Origin of the sequence: Tolypothrix sp. PCC 7712 (assembly GCF_025860405.1) — a bacterium.
Taxonomy (GTDB): Bacteria; Cyanobacteriota; Cyanobacteriia; order Cyanobacteriales; family Nostocaceae; genus Aulosira; species Aulosira diplosiphon.
Map to the genome: position 1 here is coordinate 3,306,786 of NZ_CP063785.1, position 19,934 is coordinate 3,326,719.

General features: G+C 39.4%; 14 protein-coding genes. 9 read left to right on the forward strand and 5 right to left on the reverse strand.

What is annotated here, in order from left to right:
• Positions 1 to 73 precede the first annotated feature (73 nt).
• Both HGR01_RS13710 and thiS read left to right on the forward strand, forming a co-directional pair.
• Positions 74 to 1,129 carry a thiamine phosphate synthase gene (locus tag HGR01_RS13710; protein WP_194007900.1) on the forward strand — a complete coding sequence of 352 codons (1,056 nt, stop codon included), beginning with the start codon at positions 74 to 76 and terminating at the stop codon, positions 1,127 to 1,129.
• A gap of 44 nt (positions 1,130 to 1,173) precedes the next feature.
• Entirely contained in the window at positions 1,174 to 1,386 is a 213-nt protein-coding gene (thiS, locus tag HGR01_RS13715; protein ID WP_045870630.1) for a sulfur carrier protein ThiS, read from the forward strand.
• Between the two features lie 5 nt (positions 1,387 to 1,391).
• On the opposite strand, the gene HGR01_RS13720 is transcribed toward thiS, so the two are convergent.
• Together HGR01_RS13720 and HGR01_RS13725 are read right to left on the reverse strand one after the other, a co-directional pair.
• The gene (locus tag HGR01_RS13720; RefSeq protein WP_155539250.1) at positions 1,392 to 1,556 is read right to left on the reverse strand and encodes an alpha/beta hydrolase; all 165 of its coding nucleotides are present in this window, start codon (positions 1,554 to 1,556) and stop codon (positions 1,392 to 1,394) included.
• Between the two features lie 17 nt (positions 1,557 to 1,573).
• Positions 1,574 to 2,767 carry a glycosyltransferase family 4 protein gene (locus HGR01_RS13725; protein ID WP_045870631.1) on the reverse strand — a complete coding sequence of 398 codons (1,194 nt, stop codon included), beginning with the start codon at positions 2,765 to 2,767 and terminating at the stop codon, positions 1,574 to 1,576.
• Between the two features lie 1,413 nt (positions 2,768 to 4,180).
• Here HGR01_RS13725 and HGR01_RS13730 point away from each other — a divergent pair.
• Positions 4,181 to 5,164, forward strand: coding sequence for a DUF1517 domain-containing protein (locus tag HGR01_RS13730; protein ID WP_045870633.1), 984 nt, complete (start codon positions 4,181 to 4,183; stop codon positions 5,162 to 5,164).
• Between the two features lie 235 nt (positions 5,165 to 5,399).
• On the opposite strand, the gene HGR01_RS13735 is transcribed toward HGR01_RS13730, so the two are convergent.
• Entirely contained in the window at positions 5,400 to 5,933 is a 534-nt protein-coding gene (locus tag HGR01_RS13735; protein ID WP_045870634.1) for a hypothetical protein, read from the reverse strand.
• A gap of 540 nt (positions 5,934 to 6,473) precedes the next feature.
• Here HGR01_RS13735 and HGR01_RS13740 point away from each other — a divergent pair.
• The 3 genes from HGR01_RS13740 to HGR01_RS13750 all read left to right on the forward strand — a co-directional run bounded on the left by HGR01_RS13740 (position 6,474) and on the right by HGR01_RS13750 (position 12,882).
• Entirely contained in the window at positions 6,474 to 6,917 is a 444-nt protein-coding gene (locus tag HGR01_RS13740; protein ID WP_194007860.1) for a KGK domain-containing protein, read from the forward strand.
• A complete protein-coding gene (locus tag HGR01_RS13745; protein WP_045870636.1) occupies positions 6,914 to 7,264 on the forward strand; it encodes a DUF952 domain-containing protein in 351 nt (116 codons plus the stop codon). The genes HGR01_RS13740 and HGR01_RS13745 overlap by 4 nt, the downstream gene beginning before the upstream one ends.
• Before the next feature lie 200 nt (positions 7,265 to 7,464).
• Positions 7,465 to 12,882, forward strand: coding sequence for an ATP-binding sensor histidine kinase (locus HGR01_RS13750; protein ID WP_309227725.1), 5,418 nt, complete (start codon positions 7,465 to 7,467; stop codon positions 12,880 to 12,882).
• Positions 12,883 to 13,201: 319 nt separating this feature from the next.
• On the opposite strand, the gene HGR01_RS13755 is transcribed toward HGR01_RS13750, so the two are convergent.
• Entirely contained in the window at positions 13,202 to 15,649 is a 2,448-nt protein-coding gene (locus HGR01_RS13755; RefSeq protein ID WP_045870637.1) for an ATP-binding protein, read from the reverse strand.
• A gap of 243 nt (positions 15,650 to 15,892) precedes the next feature.
• On the opposite strand from HGR01_RS13755, the gene HGR01_RS13760 reads away from it, so the two are divergent.
• Positions 15,893 to 16,372: a hypothetical protein gene (locus HGR01_RS13760; RefSeq protein WP_045870638.1), complete on the forward strand. Its 480-nt coding sequence runs from the start codon at positions 15,893 to 15,895 to the stop codon at positions 16,370 to 16,372.
• A 126-nt stretch (positions 16,373 to 16,498) separates the two neighbouring features.
• Here the strand turns inward: HGR01_RS13760 and hcp are convergent, their stop codons facing one another.
• On the reverse strand, positions 16,499 to 18,133 hold the full coding sequence (hcp, locus tag HGR01_RS13765; protein WP_045870639.1) for a hydroxylamine reductase: 1,635 nt from the start codon (positions 18,131 to 18,133) through the stop codon (positions 16,499 to 16,501).
• Between the two features lie 455 nt (positions 18,134 to 18,588).
• Here hcp and hoxU point away from each other — a divergent pair, with 455 nt between their 5' ends.
• Entirely contained in the window at positions 18,589 to 19,305 is a 717-nt protein-coding gene (gene hoxU / locus HGR01_RS13770; protein ID WP_045870640.1) for a bidirectional hydrogenase complex protein HoxU, read from the forward strand.
• The gene (locus tag HGR01_RS13775; protein WP_045870641.1) at positions 19,293 to 19,835 is read left to right on the forward strand and encodes an oxidoreductase; all 543 of its coding nucleotides are present in this window, start codon (positions 19,293 to 19,295) and stop codon (positions 19,833 to 19,835) included. The genes hoxU and HGR01_RS13775 overlap by 13 nt, the downstream gene beginning before the upstream one ends.
• Positions 19,836 to 19,934 lie beyond the last annotated feature (99 nt).

Here is a 19,934-nt window from a genome sequence, read left to right on the forward strand (position 1 = left end):
AATTTAATCAATGACAATTACTAGAATAGTTGATTTTCCGTCTTTTGATGAAAGCAGGAATGGGGTTGTTGTAATGGTCGAGCCACACAGCCAAACAGAGCAAATGCAGCAAGTTGTTTACCGCATTTTAGATGCCAATTTAGATCGCGCTCGTGAAGGCTTGCGAATTGTTGAGGAGTGGTGTCGCTTTGGACTGAATAATGCTCAGTTCACTGGAGAGTGTAAACGCTTGCGGCAAGACATAGCTCATTGGCATACAGCTGAATTGCGAGCAGCGCGAGATACACCGGGTGATGCGGGTACAGACTTAACACATCCTCATGAGGAAAAACGTACTAGCATCAAATCTGTGTTGCAAGCTAATTTTTGCCGCGTGCAAGAAGCAATGCGGGTGCTAGAAGAATACGGCAAGCTGCATGACCCTAATATGGGAAAAGCTTTTAAGCAGATGCGGTATCAGGTTTATACATTAGAAAGCAATTTATTGGGTTATCAACGCCATCAACTATTATGGCGATCGCGTCTGTATTTGGTAACTTCACCGGCCGAAAATTTGCTCTCAACGGTAGAAGCTGCTCTCAAAGGCGGATTGACTTTGGTTCAGTACCGTGACAAAACTGCTGATGATGGTGTTCGTCTCGAACAAGCTAAAAAGCTGCGACAACTATGCCACCTCTATGGCGCGCTGTTCGTTATTAATGACCGGATAGATTTGGCTTTAGCAGTAGATGCTGACGGCGTACATCTGGGACAGCAAGATATGCCGATTGAGATTGCCAGACAATTACTCGGTTCTCATCGGATAGTTGGTCGTTCCACTACAAATGCTGAAGAAATGCAAGCAGCACTGACAGAAGGCGCTGATTATATTGGCGTAGGGCCAGTGTATGAAACACCCACCAAAGAAGGTAAGCCAGCAGCAGGGTTGCAATATGTCAGCTATGCTGCCAAAAATTGTGCTATTCCCTGGTTTGCTATTGGTGGTATAGATGCCAATAATATCAATGACGTGATTGATGCTGGCGCGCAACGTGTAGCGGTAGTGCGATCGCTCATGCAAGCAGAACAACCCACCCTTGTAACTCAATATCTGCTCTCCCAACTCAATCGCATTAAACCAGAATCTTAAATAATTTCAAAATCAAAAAATTTTTCAAAAATTTGTGACATTTTATGTCTAGCGAAATCACACTTCAGGTTAATGGGGAGAACCATAACTGTTCATCCCAAACACCTTTACCCGAATTACTCCAAAAACTAGGTTTCAACCCCCGCTTAGTCGCAGTAGAATACAACGGCGAAATTTTACATCGCCAATTTTGGGAGCAAACAAAAGTGCAACCAGGCGATCGCCTAGAAGTTGTCACTATTGTGGGTGGTGGATAAGGTTGTCATTTGGTAATGGGTAATGGGTAATGAGTAATGAGTAATGGGTAATGGGTAATGAGTAATGAGTAATGAGTAATGAGTAATGGGTAATGAGTAATGAGTAATGGGGTGTTTGGTTTTGGTAATTTCCCCTCATCTCCCTCATCTCCCCAATCCCCAGTCCCCAATCCCCAGTCCCCAATCCCTACTCCAATTTATACAGCGAACGGTGAAGGGTTTTGCGCTTGGCTAACTCTTTGCCTTTGCGACCAAGTTGTTCCCGTAGCTGTTGGTCTTTACATAAGCGATTGAAGGCTTGAAATACTTCATAGCCAGAATAAGGATTAACTAAGATGCCGTTTTCTTCATGATGAATGGCATCGATAACTCCGCCTAAACGAGAAGCAATTACTGGTTTACCAAAGTAACTCGCTTCTAAATAAACGATACCAAAACCCTCCATAGTGCTAGCTTTGTTCTCGACTAAATTCAGCATGGCAAAGATATCGCAGGCTGCATAATACCCACCTAATTCGCGATCGCTGATTTCTCCGGCAAAATGTACCCTTTGGTCAACTCGTAGGCGATTAGCCAGGGATTTCAGTTCTGCTTCACAAGGGCCTTGCCCACAAATTATATAGTGAACATCTACGCCAACAGTCAGTAGTAGCGGTAGGTTGTCAATGATGCGGTTAAAGCTTTTATGCTTGACAAGCTTTCCTACAGAGAGAATAACTACTGCTGTTTCAGGAATATTGTACATTTGGCGGACATTTGCACGTAATTCGCCCAAATTACCTGGATTGATTACATGGCTAAATTTATCCGCCCTCACCATTGGGTTGATGACGTGGGTAGGAGTATCTAATCTTAACCTTGTTCGGAGATAATCCTGGGTGAAGGAACTGTTGCAGACAATTCCTTCAGCCCGCTTGAGTGTTAATTTAAATAGCGATCGCCATAAAGGATTACGTAAGCCACAAACAATATCATTTCCGTGGAGGTAGATAAAAAAGCGAATCGGTAAAAAATAACTTAGTAATAATAGTGAGGGAAATTCGTAGCCATGCCCCCATTCAATATAGCGATAACGATAGCGAAAATAAAGTTTGATTGCTAATGCAAATGAATAGATGAGGTTGATTAAAGGATTGAAAAAACTCCAATCTCTGAGAATCGGCCAGCGATATATAGGAAACTTTTGCACTCGATCAAATGCTTGATCGCCTGAACAACTAGCTGCCAAAACAATTACCCGCTCTGGATCTTGCAGACAGCGATTATAAATATATTCACCAATAATTGCTTCTTTGGGTAAGAAACTACGGGATATTACGAGAATGTCTGGTAATGCAGTTTGTTCTCTAACATTTCCCGCCAGTTGTGAAATATGTTCCATAATAAATGTGATAAGTATAGTTAAAAAAATTAATTTTTCATACTATCAACAAAGCGCAGAAATGAGTGATAATTAACCGCTATCCTTGAGCAGAGATTGTCTAAATTGAAAAGAAATTTCATTGATGTATGAACTCAAGGATAAAGCAGAAAGTATAATTCTTTGACGCTATTCACATCTTAACTCGCCTCAATTCTGCAAGAACAAAGCAGTGACTTTTACATTTGGGCGCATCACCTGTACGGTCACCCTCCTCCGTAGTAACAAGTAGTGTAGGAGACTTGCCTAATGTGCAGCCTCCACTAGCTATCGAGCAAAAACTCCTTTGGGTAATACCAATAGGAAATTTTCCTCCTCTGTATCTAATTTTCCACTCTTTTCTCATTCTCGCCAACAGCTATCCCGTAACAACCTCTAATCTCTATATTTTTTTTAACATTAGTTTTGAGCATCAGTAACTAATTTCGGCATAGCAAGAGTATTTACACTAAGGCTGATGAACTTTTAATACATTGATTTACAAAAGCATATTCCTTCATCCTTTTTTGAGTGCTTGCAGTATACTAATACCAGCATTTTTTTGAAAGAGGATTTTGAGATATTCAATTATTTGATTTGTTAATTTTCTTTTCAATTGTTCACCACTTAAAATCTGTCTACCTAATTAACAAGCATTGAAATTTGGGACTACCAGCGAAATCAATTGCTCATAGACTTTTGTTGGTGGTAATTACTAAATCGAGTTGATATCAATAGAATATCTTGTAACTAATTGAGATTCTGCCAAAATGCCAAAAAATTGCAGTCGTTTTTAGGAAAAATTAAGTTGATTATTGGCATCAACAATCATGCACCTTCAGGTTCAGCAATATCCCAAAGGCTAGATGCAGTCAACAAGATAATCCCTCAGTAATTATGGTAATTAAGGAAAATTCAAAAGTAAATACCAAAATTACTTGCCAATTAAATCTATTTTGATAATTATCAAGTCAAATTACTGTAATTCAGATAACTAAATTGTCAGGACATGGGGTAATGGGTAATGGGTAATGGGTAATGGGTAATAATAATTTCCCTTTTTTTCCTTTTCCCCTTTCTCCCTTTCCCCTTTCGCCTTTTCCCCCTCATCCTCGTCCCCAATCCCCAAATGATTAATTGATCCCAAAATTCCCGCGATCGCAAAAGAATCCGAGGTACGGTAATCTACTCAAGAAATCCCCCCTAAGCTTGCTGTCTAGGCAAGATATGACGCGGTACATTGAATATGTAGCCAAGAAAAATGAATATTACAGAGAGCTACTGCCAATCAAAAACTCGCTTGCTTGCTACGGGCTGGCGTTACTGACCAAGCAAATCTCTCCTAGCAGCGTTGGAAGAAATCATCACCAATACCGTTTTTCAAGCAACTGTATTATGCGTAAAAAACTACAACTAGCCATCAAACCGCTGTTAAAAACTGTCTTTGTCCTCAGCCTGGTGTTAACTTTAGCACTAGGTCATGCTGATGGAGCGTTAGCCGCCCGTAGTGGTGGACGAATCGGTGGTGGTTCCTTTAGAGTACCTTCTAGCCGGACTTACACACCTCGCACCTATGCACCTCCTGGCGGGGGTGGATATTACGCCCCTTACCCTGGTGGTGGTTTTGGATTTCCTTTCCTGTTACCTTTGTGGGGTATTGGCGGTGGCTTTGGCGGATTGTTTAGCATCTTAATCTTTATTGCGATCGCTAATTTTATACTGCAAGCCTTCCGCCGGGCTAGCAGTGGAGACACCACCACCGACGATGTAGGCTATAGCAGCAATCCTGCTGTATCTGTAACTCGCTTGCAGGTTGGTTTATTAGCTCAAGCACGTGGTTTACAAGGCGAACTTGACCGCATTGCTGAAACTGCTGATACTAACTCCCCACAAGGAAGAGCAGAAGTTCTGCAAGAAACTAGCCTAGCTTTACTCCGCCATCCAGAATATTGGGTATATGTTGGTGGTGGTACACAACAAGCGAAATTGAATTCAGCTGAAGCTCAATTCAACCGTCTCTCACTAGCAGAACGCAGCAAATTTAGCGAAGAAACCCTCTCTAACGTTAACAACCAACTCAGAGCAGCACTCGCTAAAGAAGCTTTACCTGGTACTGAAACTCCTGAGAATCCCACTGATTTAATTACCTCTGGCCCTGGAGAATATATTATCGTCACCTTACTAGTGGCCACTCTGGGCAAGTCTGCAATTCCTGCAATTAACAGTGCTGATGATTTGCGTCAATCTTTGCGCCAAATTGGTGGTATTCCTAGCGAGCAAATCCTAGCTATTGAGGTGCTTTGGACTCCTCAAGCTGCAGGCGATACTCTAACCTCTGATGATTTGTTAGCTGAGTATCCCGATTTAAAACTTGTTTAATTCCATCAAATTACTAAAACACCATAAAACCGCTTGCTGACAGCAAGCGGTTTATTGTTTCGGTATAAACATATTTAGTATATTTCTTCCTTATCGATTTTATAATAGCAAATTTCTCAACAACAGTCAATCTGTCTACGAGAACAGTTTTTATGAGGTTAATATATGGTTATAAATTGCGATCGCAGCATGGCGTAAATAAACTACCATTCTCAACGAACGCAATGCTGAGACTCTATTCATTTTGAATTTTGAATTTTGAATTTTGAATTCCGCTTTGCGGTTTTCCCCTCACTCTTCTCGGCTTGCGGATAGGACGCATTGTTTCTCGACCCAAGACAAACAATCCCGCTACACCTAAGCAAACAAACCAAACATATTGATACCAATATTGTCGCATCTGCTCAATTGTGCGTAATTCTAAATGTAGAGTGCTGAAATGAAGCAACAGTATAAGCGTCATTAACGCGGCAAAACCAACGAAGCTTAAACCAACACGAATCCTTGCAGGGCGTAAATCAAAGTCACCAATTTCGTCTAAATCAATTTCTGCTAGTTCTTTTAAAGATTTATCCGCGAGGGATGAGGCTGTTTGTAATTTGCTACTCAACTTGGGAGGTAAAATCGGCGTGAGAGATTCTACAGCTGGGCGACGTAGCAAAGCCTCAGTGTCTCGCAGCAATTCCAAAGGCTTAGGAGTAGTCTCTGGCTGTGGCAATTCTTTGTTTTCTGTAGCAGATGTAGTAGTAGCTTCGCCTTCAAAATCCATACACAGCAAGTTTCTGAGTAACTAGAATTATCAATAGCCTAGCGAATCATTTAGGGACTAGGCAAATAGTTAAAGCAAAAGCCTGTTTTGTTGAAGGGGGGGACTGGGGAACTCGGGGCCCCCTCTGGGGATAAGGGGTAATGGGGACTGGGGATAAGGGGTAATGGGGATTGGGGATTGGGTACAAGGGGGAACTGTTGACAATTGACTTTTGACTCTAGACTCGTCAAAAATCAAATCAGATTGGTATATCTCTGCATTAAAGCAGCACTCTCTATTATTTAGTCTTAATGTAGAAATAACTTCTGATACATTCTACGTTAATCTTTCCTGCAAGGTAAGCGCAAAGGCGCAAATAAAAGCTTTGTGTCTGTACGTAATATTTGATAATAATCATTGAGTATTAACATTTTGAGTAGTTTTAATATCAGTGTTTATACTCAATTTATCTTATCATTTCACAATTAAAATTGTGATAGTTTGAAATCCTCAATAGAGAATATAGGCTCTAAATCTCCTCTTATCATTAATATGATTAATATGTTCCAAGTGTTAGATAATGATACTGATGTTGTATTATTTGAAAAGGATACATACACTGTTGGAAGACTCAAGGAGTTGATACATAATAATTTTGGAGAAAAATTGCATACTCAATTGAGTAATGGTCATCAAAAAGTTGCAAGTATTATTCAGTCTGTATCGGTTAGTGAAGCAGTTTTTAAAGTTGAAGATATAACATGGAAGTCTTCTTCTGAAGGTATAAGATGCCAAATTTTACGAGTTGGTTCTAGAGGATGGGAAATAGGAAGAATAAGAATAATCACATCTACAGGAATTACTACAGACAATCATATCGGTGCTCATAAAATTAGCAGTTATACTACAGTCAAAATTCAAGTAACTATAGAATTTTGTCCTGATGAACCTCTTGAACCAGAATCTCCTTTAGACGATATTCGCAAAATGATGCAAGCAACATGAAAACTATTCTCCATATTACACAAAGTGGACAATGGGAAGAGGCGAAAACACTCGGAAGTTACCGTGCTGATTCTCTGGAAACTGAGGGTTTTATCCACTGTTCAGAAGCTAACCAAATCCTCAAAGTTGCAAATAGATTTTTCAAGCATCAAAAGGGATTGGTAATACTGTTTATTGATGCTGATCAAGTGAAAGCTGAGGTGCGTTATGAGGAGGCGGAAATAGGTGAGTTATTTCCTCATATTTATGGAAAGTTAAATATCGATGCAGTGTTTCAAGTAATTAATTTTGAATCTGGGGAAGATGGGTTGTTTAATTTACCGCGAGAGGTTTTAAATTTAAGTTAGCGAATCCCATAGTAAAATTACGAAAAGTCTGTGAAATGAAGAACTTAACGCTAATAAACGCTGAAAAATGTTAAGTAATAATACCTGACTAATCAGGTAGATTGTTGCTCGCGTAAATGTATGTAAATTATTATATTCTGCCTTTCCAGTTGGGAAATATAGGAAGTGAGCGCCCAACTCTAGGGAAAGGAGAAACGATAGTGTTAACCTCGATAATACCAGGTTATGACATACTAGAAATTATATCTGAAGGAATTAACACAACTGTTTACCGAGCTAGGTCGCAAAAAAACCAGCAGCGTGTAGTTCTGAAAGTTCTCAAGGCTGAATATCCCTCTTTTGAGCAAATTACTCGCTTCAAGCACGAATATAAAACTACAGAAAATCTTAACTGTGAGGGTATTGTTAAAGTTTATAGCCTAGAGAGCTATCAAAATCGCCTGGTGTTAGTAGCAGAAGACTTTGGTGGTATCAGTCTCAAACAGTTTCTCTCTTTGCAGCAGCTTAGTGAAGCTAATTTTTTAAAGATTGCTGTGCAATTAGCTAAAGCGTTGTTATCGCTACATCAGAACCGCATTATTCATAAAGATATTAAACCTGCAAATATTATTGTTAATCCCCAGACTGGGATTGTGAAAATTACAGACTTTAGTATTGCGTCACATTTAGATAAAGAAACACCGCAACTGACAAATTCTCATCAATTGGAAGGGACAGTTGCTTATATGTCTCCTGAACAAACGGGGAGAATGAATCGCGCTGTCGATTATCGCAGTGATTTTTATTCTTTGGGGATTACATTCTATGAAATCTTGACTGGTCAATTGCCTTTTGTAACTGACGATTTACTGGAGATGTTTCACTCTCATATTGCCAAGCCAGTTACACCAATTACCCAGTTAAAACCAGAAGTTTCGAGAACAATAGCCGCGATTGTCATGAAATTGATCGCGAAAAATGCTGAAGACCGCTATCAAAGTGCATTGGGACTATTAGCTGATTTAGAATTATGCCTTGAGCAATTAGAAACTACAGGTAATATTTCTAATTTTACCCCCGGACAACGCGATCGCACTTCTCAATTACTCATCCCCCAACAATTATATGGCAGAGAATCAGAAGCGATCGCCTTGCTGCAAGCCTTTGAGCGTATTAGCCAAGGTACAAGCGAAATCATGTTGGTTTCTGGCTACTCTGGGATCGGGAAATCATCGCTGGTGAATGAGGTACATAAACCGATTGTCAGACAGAGGGGTTATTTTATTGATGGGAAATTTGATCAATTTAAACGCAATGTTCCCTATACTTCTGTGATTCAGGCTTTTCAATCTTTAATACAGCAATTATTAACTGAAAGTAGCGACAGGTTAACAGCCTGGAAAGAGAAACTCCTGCAAGCGCTGGGTAGCAATAGTCAAGTAATTATTGATGTGATTCCAGAAGTGGAATTAATTATTGGTAAACAGCCGGAAGTTCCACAGTTAGGCGCAGCTGAAAGCCTCAACCGCTTTCATCGCCTATTTCAGTCTTTTATTCAAGTTTTTGCTCAACAATCCCACCCTTTAGTATTATTTCTTGATGATTTACAATGGGCTGATTCTGCTTCTTTAAAATTAATTCAAGTGTTAATGACTAATCCAGATAGTCATTATTTGCTGTTAATTGGGGCATATAGAGATAATGAAGTCGGCCCCAGCCATCCATTAATCAAAACCTTAGAGGAAATAGCCCAAGCTGATACGGTTATTAATAGTATTGTGTTACGCCCCTTAGAATTACCTTATGTCTATCAACTGCTGATAGATACTTTAGGCGATTCGGAAAAAATCTTTGAATTAGCGAAAGTCTTATTTAATAAAACCCAAGGTAATCCTTTATTTTTAACCCAATTAATCAAAGCAATATATCAAGAGAATCTCCTACAATTCGATTTTAATCAAGGAATTTGGGGTTGGGATATACAGCAAATTCAAACAAAGAATCTGGTAGATAAAGATGTTGTCGAATTAGTTGCGAGAAACATTCAAAAGCTACCCGAAGCTACGCAAACAGCCCTACAATTAGCATCTTGTATTGGTAATCGTTTCAGTTTAGATGTATTGGCAACTGTCAGTAGTGATAATCTGCAAAGATTAGCAGAAGCTTTGCAACCTGCTTTACAATTGGGCCTCATTTTACCTTTGAACAATGAATATCGTATACCTTTACTATTTGCCACCGAAGAGTTAGCGGTTTTAGATTTTGATGACTCTCATATTAGCTATAAATTTTTGCACGATCGCGTCCAGCAAGCTGCCTATTCTCTCATTCCTAACCATCAAAGAAAAGTTACGCATTTAAAAATTGGGCAGCAGTTGTTGCAAAATACCCCTCCTGAACAATTAGAGGAAAATATTTTTGATATTATTAATCAACTAAATGTGGGTGCTAGCTTAATCAGTAAGCCATCCCAAAAGCAACATTTGGCAGAATTAAATTTGCTAGCGGGGAGAAAAGCGAAAGCCGCTACAGCTTATTTAGTGGCGATCGCTTATTTAAATACTGGTATCAAAGTTTTAGCTGCAGATAGCTGGTTCAGTGAATATGACTTGACTTTAGCCTTGATGGTGGAAGCTGCAGAAGCAGCATATCTCGGTGGCGATTATCAGTTGATGGAGAATTTAGCCAGTCAAGTATTGCAAAATGCCCGCACCCTACTTGATAAAGTAAAAATTTATGAGGTGAAGATTCAAGCTTATGTTGCCCAAAGTAAACAACCAGAAGCTATCAAAACAGCTTTAACTGTCTTAGAACTGTTGGGTGTGAGGTTCCCTGATGCACCTAGCGAAGGAGATATCAGCGAAAGTTTACAAGCAACGCAACTGATATTAGCAGGCAGAAGTTCTGAAGATTTAATCGATCTACCAGCAATGACAGATCCGCAAATTTTAGCAGTGATGCGGATTATCGCCACTGTGACGGCGGCTGTATCTCAAGCCGTACCAATGCTGCTACCCTTAATTGTTTTTAAGCAGGTAAGACTATCAGTACAATATGGCAACGCACCAGTCTCCACTCTCGCCTACGCTTGGTATGGCGTGATTCTCTGTGGAGTCATCGCGGATATTGATGCAGGCGATCGCGCTGGTAAATTAGCATTAGGTTTGCTATCAAATATCCAGGGTAAAGCGCTGCAAACTAGTACTTTCAATATGATTTATCCGTTCGTGAAGCCGTGGAAGCATCATATTCGCAAGTCGTTACTACCTTTACTAGATGCACATCATAATGGTTTAGAAACAGGGGATTTAGAATACTCCGCTTACTGTGCCTACAATTATTGCAGCCTTTCTTACTTCCTGGGCAAGGATTTGAAAACCCTAGAACCAGAGATGGCAATTTACAGTCAAGTTTTAGATAAAATCAAGCAGGAAGTAGCCCATAATTATCTCAAAGTCTTTCGCCAATCTGTATTAAATCTGATCAGTGATGTCTCCTTCTCTGAGAAGTTAGCAGGTGTAGCATATAACGAAGAAACTATGCTACCGCTACATTTGCAAGCTAACGATCGCTATGCCATTGGTACTTTATACGTCAACAAATTAATTCTCTGTTATCTATTCGCTGAATATCAACAAGCCGCAGAAGTTGCTGATTTAGCAAAGGAATATTTAGATGGGATAACTGGTTCGTTTATGGTGCCAGTTTTCCACTTTTATGATTCTCTCACCCAGCTTGCTATGTTAGCCCATACCCCCATCTCACAAAAAGAAATTTTGTGGTTGCGGGTAATTGCTAACCAAGAAAAGCTGAAAACATGGGCAAATCATGCACCCATGAACCACAAGCATAAGTATTGCTTAGTTAAAGCCGAGTACCATCGCGCATTGGGTGAATATTTAGAAGCGATGGAATATTATGATCGCGCCATTGCTGGTGCTGCTGAACATGGTTACATTCAAGAAGAAGCACTAGCAAATGAACGCGCCACCGAAATGTACATGTCAATGGGTAAGAAAAAAATTGCCCAAGTTTACATCACAGAAGCTTATTATGGTTACCACCGTTGGGGTAGTACAGCCAAAGTCAAACACCTAGAAAAACAATACCCCGATTTAATTCTTCGCAGCAATCATGCGATGTCTACGACGGGCTACGCCTACGCTTCTACTGGTAGCATCTCTAGAACATTCAAATTAGATGCATCTCTCAGTTCGCATTCGACAACTAGTAGTGGTATCAGCTTGGATATCGTCACAGTAGTCAAAGCGAGTGAGGCGATTAATAATGAAATCTCCTTAGAAAGTTTACCGCGCACGCTACTACATATCATTTTAGAAAATGCTGGCGCTCAAAAAGGTTGCTTAATTTTAGTCAAAGATGAGCAATTAATTATTGAAGCTATTGATAGCAGTATGATTGATTCCCAAATTACTTTGCTATCAACTCCTGTAGAAGAAAGCGAACTAGTACCCAAAAAGCTGATCAATTATGTAGCGAGAACTCAGCAACCTTTAGTAATTAGAGATGCCAAACTCGATCCAGTTTCTAATAAAGATATTTACATTCAAAATCATGAATGTAAATCCATATTATGTGTACCTATTTTTTATCAATCCAAGTTTATCGGTATATTTTACCTAGAGAATAATTTAATTACTGGTGCATTTACACCCGAACGGCTAGAACTGTTGAAAATACTCTCTTCTCAAGCTGCGATCGCGCTGAAAAATGCCCGTCTATATGCCAAAGAACAAGAAAAATCTCAGGATTTAGCAGCAGCATTATTACAACTCCAACAAACTCAAACTCAACTTGTACATACAGAAAAAATTTCCTCTTTAGGGCAGTTAGTAGCGGGAGTTGCCCATGAAGTAAATAATCCGGTTAGCTTTATTTTTACTAACCTTACCCATGCCAGGCGCTATATCGAAGACTTAATTAATTTACTACATCTTTATCAACAGCATCTACCTCATCCCCCAGCAGAAATTAAAGATGAAATTGAAGCGATAGATTTGGATTTTCTCTTAGAAGACTTACCGAATATGATTTCTTCCATGAAAGAGGGAACCCATCGGATTCGAGATATTATGCAATCTCTACGCAATTTCTCACGCAAAGATGGCTTAGATAAAAAGGCGGTAAATATTCATGAGGGTATTGAAACCACGCTGATGATTTTATCCCATCGCTTAAAGGCTTATCCTCATCGTCCAGCAATTCAGGTAGTTAAGAATTATGGCGATTTACCCTTGATTGCTTGTTATCCTGGGCAATTAAATCAGGTATTTATGAATTTACTAGCTAATGCTATTGATGCTTTAGAAGAATCTAATGAAGGTAAGAATTATGCTTTTATAGAACAGCATCCCAATGTCATCATAATTTCTACCACAGTCAGCGATCAACAAGTAAAAATTTCGATTGCTGATAATGGGATGGGAATTCCAGAGTCAGTTAAGGAAAAAATATTTCAAGCCTTTTTTAGCACTAAGCCAGAAGGTAAAGGTACAGGTTTAGGGTTATCTATTAGTCATCAAATAGTTACCAAAGTCCACAATGGTACTTTTGAGTGTGTTTCTTCCCCTGGTAAAGGTGCAGAGTTTATTATTCAGATTCCCATTGATAGGAATTAAAAATTAGGTAATCTTATAATACAATGCAATACAGTTCAGTTAAGAAAATTAATTGACAACGAAACCAAAAAACTAGTTACTCAACAAAAAACTGAACAATAATTTTGGAGGGGGTTTGGGGGACGCAACCGTCACCCAATCGGGGGTTTGGGGGAGAATCCCCCAAGTGACAAATCAATTACTAAATATGAACTGTATCGTCTCATAACATACTTTGGTATAGGCTGGTAATGGGTAATTAGAAAAATTAAATACCCAATATTAGAATACCGTTGAGAATTAAATGGTGCGTTGCGCTGCGCGACAACACACCCTACTTTTATTCGGTTAATCCCCATTCCCACTTGAGTGTTTCTAGTTTGGGATTTTTGACACTCAATCTTTTACATTCATCCAAAAACTCTTTTACCTGTTCTTCGTTGAGAGTTAAACCACCTTCTTGCAAATTATGAATGTAAGTGATGATATCCGCAGTTGTTAGTGATGCACTGATTTCTTCTAGCCAAACTGCATTTCTCACTTCTCTACACACCAATTCGATATCAGATGAGGTAAACCTAGTACTTTTTTCGGCTAGCATTTCAAAGTTAATTATCTGATTGAAATCAATTTTTGCTAGATAATGTTGGAATAATTCTATCCTTTCTGATTGATCAGGGGGAAAGATAGGAATTTTCCAATCTAATCTACCAGAACGCTTTAAGGCGCTATCTATACCACTTAAATAATTAGTTGCACCTATCACAATTACATTGCTATTTCGCAGATTATTTAATTCTATTAATAATTGGTTAATTGTCGCCTTTTGGTCTGTATGGGCGCTGTCTTCATGACGGTTAAAGCCAATACTATCTAACTCATCAATAAATAAAACTGAGGGAGATTTCTTTTTCGCTTGAGCAAAGATATCTCGAATATTTTTCTGACTTTGCCCTATCCATACACTGATAATATCAGCAGGGGAGAATTTAAAGAAATATCTGCCAGATTCATTAGCGAATGCATTTGCTAACAGAGTTTTACCACATCCAGGTAAGCCGTAGAAAAGAATCCCACTAATTGCATCTTGATAGCCTTTAGATTGTAGCCTCAAAAGTTTGCTTAATTTTTCCTTTTCTTCCTTCAAACCTTTAACTTGGCTAAAATCAAGCTTGGTTTCTGGGAGGCGTTGAGTTAAGGGATAAGTCGGGGTTAAACTGCGTTTTTTAGCTGCATATTCAAAAGCTGGATATTCAAGTGCATCAAAAGATACTGGAACTAATTGATGATTTTCATAATCCGGTGCCATAACCACAATTTTAAAAGTATTATCATAATAACCAGCTAGTTTATATTCGAGAACTTCTTTAATCTTTTTAATCTGGTAAGAGTTACGTGCAATCTCAAAACCAGGAAATACTAACCACACAGTATTTAATTTATTCGGCCAGACTTTGGATTTTTGTAAAATTCTTCTGAGTGAATCCAAGAACAGATTATTATCCTGAAATTCTTGATACTTCAGAGTTTCGATTTCCACAATTACCTGATTATCTACATATACAGGAATGATTTCGCTTTGATATTCTTCATATTCATAGCTATCTTCATCATCATTTGTGTCCTGATCTCTGGAACTTAATTCTACTTCACATTGAATTTTAGACAAATCATAGCCTAAAGCTTCTAAGGTTTTAATCGCAAAATATTTGAGATAAATATATTCTGTACTTTCTTCTCGCCACTTCAAACTATAAAAATGTTCGGCTTTCATGCCAATTAATAGCTGAGAATCAGCTAAGATTTGCGCTTTTTGTAATTCTAGAAAGTAATTTAATAAAGATACCTCATCTTCTTCCATCTCATAACGCGGAAGTTCTAACAAGAGACGGAAATGAGCATAAATTTCTTCTTTATGCTGAATAGCAGCTTCGTTGGGATATTTGCATCGTAGAGTAAAGGTAAAAGGAATTTTACTAGCTACTCTATCTACCAAATAGCCTAAAGCATCTTCTTGTTGCTGTGCTTGAATTTCTGATACAGGTGGGCAATGAAATACTATAAATAATTGTTCAGAATTATATTTGTTGGCGTAGACTGATATCTGTTCAAACTGCTCATCAAATTTTTCGCAATCTAGTAAATCTAAGCCAGTAGTGCCGAGAATCACACTAGTCATTGTAGAAAAATAAAAGTGATAAATATTAGCACCAGATAGGGAATAATCATCATCGTCATCATCGTCATCAGTAGTAATATTTGTATTGAATTTTTGATTCGATGCTGTCGGGATATTATTATTACCTCTATATTGATATTTTCTAATTAATTCATAATTTAAGATTTTAGTCACAACATCAGAAAAGAAATCTTCTACTTGGGGAATGAGAAAAATTCCTACTGGTTGATTTGAGTCTAAACAAGCTTGAAACCTTTCATATTCTTGCTCAGAACCGAAATCAAATAAGTAATAGAAAAAATCATGCTTAACTGGAAATGCTGCACTTAATTTACTAAAAATTGGTTGCACATCAGCAATTTGCACATCAGGAGTAACATCTTGAAGAGAAATAGCCAGTTTAGTATCTAAAGGAATATACAAATCAAATAGGGGATCTGTGCAAAGTCCCAATTCAGCTAGCGCATTATTAAAATTATCGACAAAAGCTTGACTACGACGCTGGTAGCCCAACTGTTCCATAATGGTTTTGACGCGGAGGCTTTTTTGAGTTCTACCAGTTCGCTGAAGTTCATTTTTAATTGAGCGTAAGTAGCCTGTATATGACATTTTGTATTTTCTAGTCGTAATTGTTAAGCAAGCATCCCTAAGGGTAGCAAGTATATAATTCCCCACGCGAGATGTCTAGTTAACTTACACAGGCGATCGCACCTTACAAGTATCGCGACAGCATCAACCTATTTGTCAAGCAGACATACTTACTCCATATCTTTGACATACGCCTCAGTTATTCTTCTGAATAACAAGTTTAGCTCGATAGATTTATTAAGTGTTTTTCAAGAGGTTAATAATATGAAACAGTTAGTTTCTCAAAGCTGGCTGGGAATGGCAAGTGCAACATTTTTGGTTTGCTTATCTCAACCTCTAATGGCACTTGTACCCAATAATGTGGGAGTAATTCTCAACAGTGGTTCCACAAATACCATTGGTTACCGGATTTATGTTTCTCCCAATGGAGAAGCCAATTATGTCGATGGAAATGGTTCTGGTAAAGGTAAACTTCCGGAAAAATTAACGAACCGATTCTTCCGTGATTTAAAAGCTGCTGAACCATTATCCGACTTACCAGTGAAGCCCAACTGCGTCAAGTCCACTTCTTTTGGCACAACGACTACTGTCAATTTAGGTAGTCAGCAATCCACAGATATTAGCTGTCCTGGTAATGCTAAAGCTAGGCGTTTAGATAATGATGCGATCGCAATTGCTAAAGCTTTAAAAGTTACCAATGTTCCTAATAGTAAAGGCAAACCTTTACCACCTCAGAATTTTTAATTCAATTTACATTTTGAAGTTGCTTGTGTAGACAATTTTATTGCCAACATAAAAGCTGATTCCTCTAATAGCTATTGATAAAAAAGAGAGACGAATTTGCTTCGCCTCTCTTTCTCTATAGTATCTTTAGCCAAGACAAGCGGCTAAATCTTGTTCTGGAGTAGTGATGAGTTTGAGATTGTATGTCTCGGAAAGCAACTTCGCAACATTAGGTGTGAGGAAAGCAGGAAGGGTGGGGCCAATGCGAATATTTTGAATACCCAGGTAAAGTAGGGTTAACAAAACTGCGATCGCTTTTTGTTCGTACCAAGATAGTACCAATGACAGTGGTAGTTGATTGACATTAACTTGGAATGCTTGGGCTAAAGCAACAGCAATTTGAATAGCTGAGTATGCATCGTTACATTGTCCCAAATCTAGCAGTCGGGGAATACCGCCAATATCACCGAGTTGCTTGTCAAAGAAGCGGAACTTACCACAGCCAAGAGTCATGACTACGCAATCGCTAGGAATCGTTTCTACTAAATCTGTGTAGTAATTGCGTCCTGGTTTGGCACCATCACAACCACCAACTAAGAAGAAGTGGCGAATATTACCTGATTTCACCGCATTAACCACAGTATCAGCTACACCTAAGACAGCATTCCGAGCAAAACCTGTAGTTACTGTACCGCGATCGCTCTCTTCTGCAAAGCCGGGTAATGCTAAAGCTTTTTGGATAATCGGTGTAATGTCGCGAATACTAACGTGCTGCAAACCAGGATAACCTACAGGCCCCAAGGTAAATACTTTATCTTTGTAAGTTTCATGAGGAGGCATGAGGCAGTTAGTTGTCATCACAATTGCACCAGGGAAGTGTTCAAACTCATGGGTTTGATTTTGCCAGGCGGTGCCATAATGCCCATATAGGTGAGGATAAGTTTGTTTCAGCTTGGGATAGCCATGTGCAGGCAGCAATTCACCGTGTGTATAAACTTTAATCCCGGTTCCGGCTGTTTGCTCTAGAATAGCGCGCAAGTGTAATAAATCATGCCCTGATACAAGGATGGCTTTACCAACTGTCACACCTAGAGTTACGGCTGTAGGTGTAGGATGCCCAAAGGTATTGGTGTTCCCAGCATCCAGCAATTCCATTGCTTTCAGGTTCATCTTGCCTACTTGCAATGTAATATCTAGCCATTCTTGCAAACTCTTGTCTTGAGCATCAAGATTAGCTAGAACTTCATGGAAAAATACATATAAATCTTCGTCATGCTGCCCCAGTTCTAAAGCATGGAAAGCATAAGCAGCTACGCCCTTCAAACCATATAATATTGTGAGCTTGAGTGAGAAAATATCTACATTTTTAGCAGATTGACCAATAAACTCAAATTCTAAGTCTTTTCCTTGTTTAATTAGCTGTTGTTGATCGCCAGCAGGTTGGAAATTCGCGATCGCAGAATTTACCGCAGCGTTACCTAATGCTTGAATTTGTAACTTCAGACTCTCACGTAAAGCGATCGCGCGATTTACAAACGTGACAAAATCATCAGCTGAGAAATTCACATTCGTCAGCGTCGAAAACAGCATCTCACAGGTGAACTCATCTTGATCGTGAGTACTAATACCAAAAGCTTTGGCTTGCAGCGCTACTTGCGACAACCCCCGCAGACAATGCACCAGTAAATCTTGTAATGCATCTACCTCTGGACTTTTACCGCAGGCTCCCCACTGATAACATACATCACCACGGGTTGTTTGTTCACACTGATTACAGAACATAAGTCTTTCACTCCAATCTTTATGCCTTTAGAGTATTGACAATCTGCAAGTAAAACCTTGATCTAAGTCAAGAGAATCTGCAAAGTTTGGTAAAGATATCAGTAGGAATATGGGGGAAGGGAAAAAGGGGGAAAGGGGAAAGGGGGGAATCAAGAAGCTATAAGCCTTAATATGTAAGCTTTTCAGCTAGACAAATTTACGGTTAAAAATACTTAACTAAGTAAATTGAACATTAAGCTAATGCGCGCCTAAATTGCATAACTACTCAATAAGGCTGTTAACTGTTAACGGTTGACAGTCAACAGTCAACCAATCTCTAGATATTTCGCTGTAAATGATACAACTTCATCATTTGTTATCTTCACAAGTTCCTCAAACTCTTTGCCTATAACTCAAGGCGCAGGGTATTTAAGATGCTTAAGGCTAAAGGCTAATTCTGATAGAGACTAGAAGCAATGTCAGTTAAAACTTTAACAATCAATGACCAATTAATTAGCGCCCGAGAGGAGGAAACTATCCTCGAGGCGGCGCGAGAGGCGGGAATTAATATCCCGACTTTGTGTCACTTAGAAGGAGTCTCAGATATAGGTGCTTGTCGGCTGTGTTTGGTAGAAATTGCCGGTAGCAATCGCCTTTTACCAGCTTGCGTTACCAAGGTGGGAGAAGGCATGGAGGTAAAAACCGATTCGGAACGGTTGCAAAAATACCGCCGCACAATTATTGAAATGCTGTTTGCGGAAGGCAATCACGTTTGTTCTGTATGCGTAGCCAACGGCAATTGTGAATTGCAAGATTTGGCGATTGAGACAGGTATGGATCATGTGCGTCTCAATTACCATTTCCCCGATCGCAAAGTTGATGTTTCTCACGATCGCTTCGGTGTCGATCATAACCGTTGTGTTCTTTGTACTCGCTGCGTCCGTGTTTGTGACGAAGTTGAAGGCGCACACACTTGGGACTTGGCAGGTAGAGGTTCTAATTCCCATGTAATTACTGATTTAAATCAACCTTGGGGAACTTCAAATACTTGTACTTCCTGCGGTAAATGTGTGAATGCCTGCCCCACAGGTGCAATTTTTTACCAAGGTTCCAGCGTCGGTGAAATGAAACACGATCGCGCAAAACTAGAGTTCCTTGTCACAGCACGGGAGAAAAAACAATGGTTCGTGTGAAATTTGCAACGGTATGGCTAGGTGGTTGTTCTGGCTGTCATATGTCATTTCTCGATTTAGATGAATGGCTGATTGACTTAGCAGAACAGGTAGATGTAGTTTATAGCCCCTTCGCTGATATTAAACAATACCCCGAATGGGTGGATGTAGTCTTAGTAGAAGGTGCGATCGCCAACGAAGAACATTTAGAAATTTTGCACACAGTCAGAGAGCGATCGCAAATTCTCATTTCCTTTGGAGACTGTGCTGTTACTGGCAATGTTACCGCTTTACGCAATCCTTTAAGCACCGAATCCGTGCTGCAAAGTTGTTATATAGAAGCCGCCGATCTTCACGGTTCCATACCCAACGCACCAGGAATTGTCCCCCCATTATTAGATAGAGTGCAACCAGTACACACCCTCGTTCCAGTAGATATTTACTTACCAGGTTGTCCCCCTTCCGCCGATAGAATTCGAGCCGTACTAGAACCTTTATTGAAGGGCGAAAAACCACACCTAGAAGGACGCGACTTATTGAAGTTTGGTTAGTTCAAAGGGCATGGGGCATAGGGCATAGGGCATAGGTTATTTTTTCCCTGCTTCCGCACCTCCCTTATCTCCCTTATCTCCCTCATCTCCCTCATCTCC

Bases quoted from the DNA above. Each gene is read 5' to 3' on its own strand.
- HGR01_RS13710 (WP_194007900.1), top strand. From the start codon at position 74: ATGGTCGAGCCACACAGCCAAACAGAGCAAATGCAGCAAGTTGTTTAC.
- thiS (WP_045870630.1), top strand. From the start codon at position 1,174: ATGTCTAGCGAAATCACACTTCAGGTTAATGGGGAGAACCATAACTGT.
- HGR01_RS13725 (WP_045870631.1), bottom strand. From the start codon at position 2,767: ATGGAACATATTTCACAACTGGCGGGAAATGTTAGAGAACAAACTGCA.
- HGR01_RS13730 (WP_045870633.1), top strand. From the start codon at position 4,181: ATGCGTAAAAAACTACAACTAGCCATCAAACCGCTGTTAAAAACTGTC.
- HGR01_RS13735 (WP_045870634.1), bottom strand. From the start codon at position 5,933: ATGGATTTTGAAGGCGAAGCTACTACTACATCTGCTACAGAAAACAAA.
- HGR01_RS13740 (WP_194007860.1), top strand. From the start codon at position 6,474: ATGTTCCAAGTGTTAGATAATGATACTGATGTTGTATTATTTGAAAAG.
- HGR01_RS13745 (WP_045870636.1), top strand. From the start codon at position 6,914: ATGAAAACTATTCTCCATATTACACAAAGTGGACAATGGGAAGAGGCG.
- HGR01_RS13755 (WP_045870637.1), bottom strand. From the start codon at position 15,649: ATGTCATATACAGGCTACTTACGCTCAATTAAAAATGAACTTCAGCGA.
- HGR01_RS13760 (WP_045870638.1), top strand. From the start codon at position 15,893: ATGAAACAGTTAGTTTCTCAAAGCTGGCTGGGAATGGCAAGTGCAACA.
- hcp (WP_045870639.1), bottom strand. From the start codon at position 18,133: ATGTTCTGTAATCAGTGTGAACAAACAACCCGTGGTGATGTATGTTAT.
- hoxU (WP_045870640.1), top strand. From the start codon at position 18,589: ATGTCAGTTAAAACTTTAACAATCAATGACCAATTAATTAGCGCCCGA.
- HGR01_RS13775 (WP_045870641.1), top strand. From the start codon at position 19,293: ATGGTTCGTGTGAAATTTGCAACGGTATGGCTAGGTGGTTGTTCTGGC.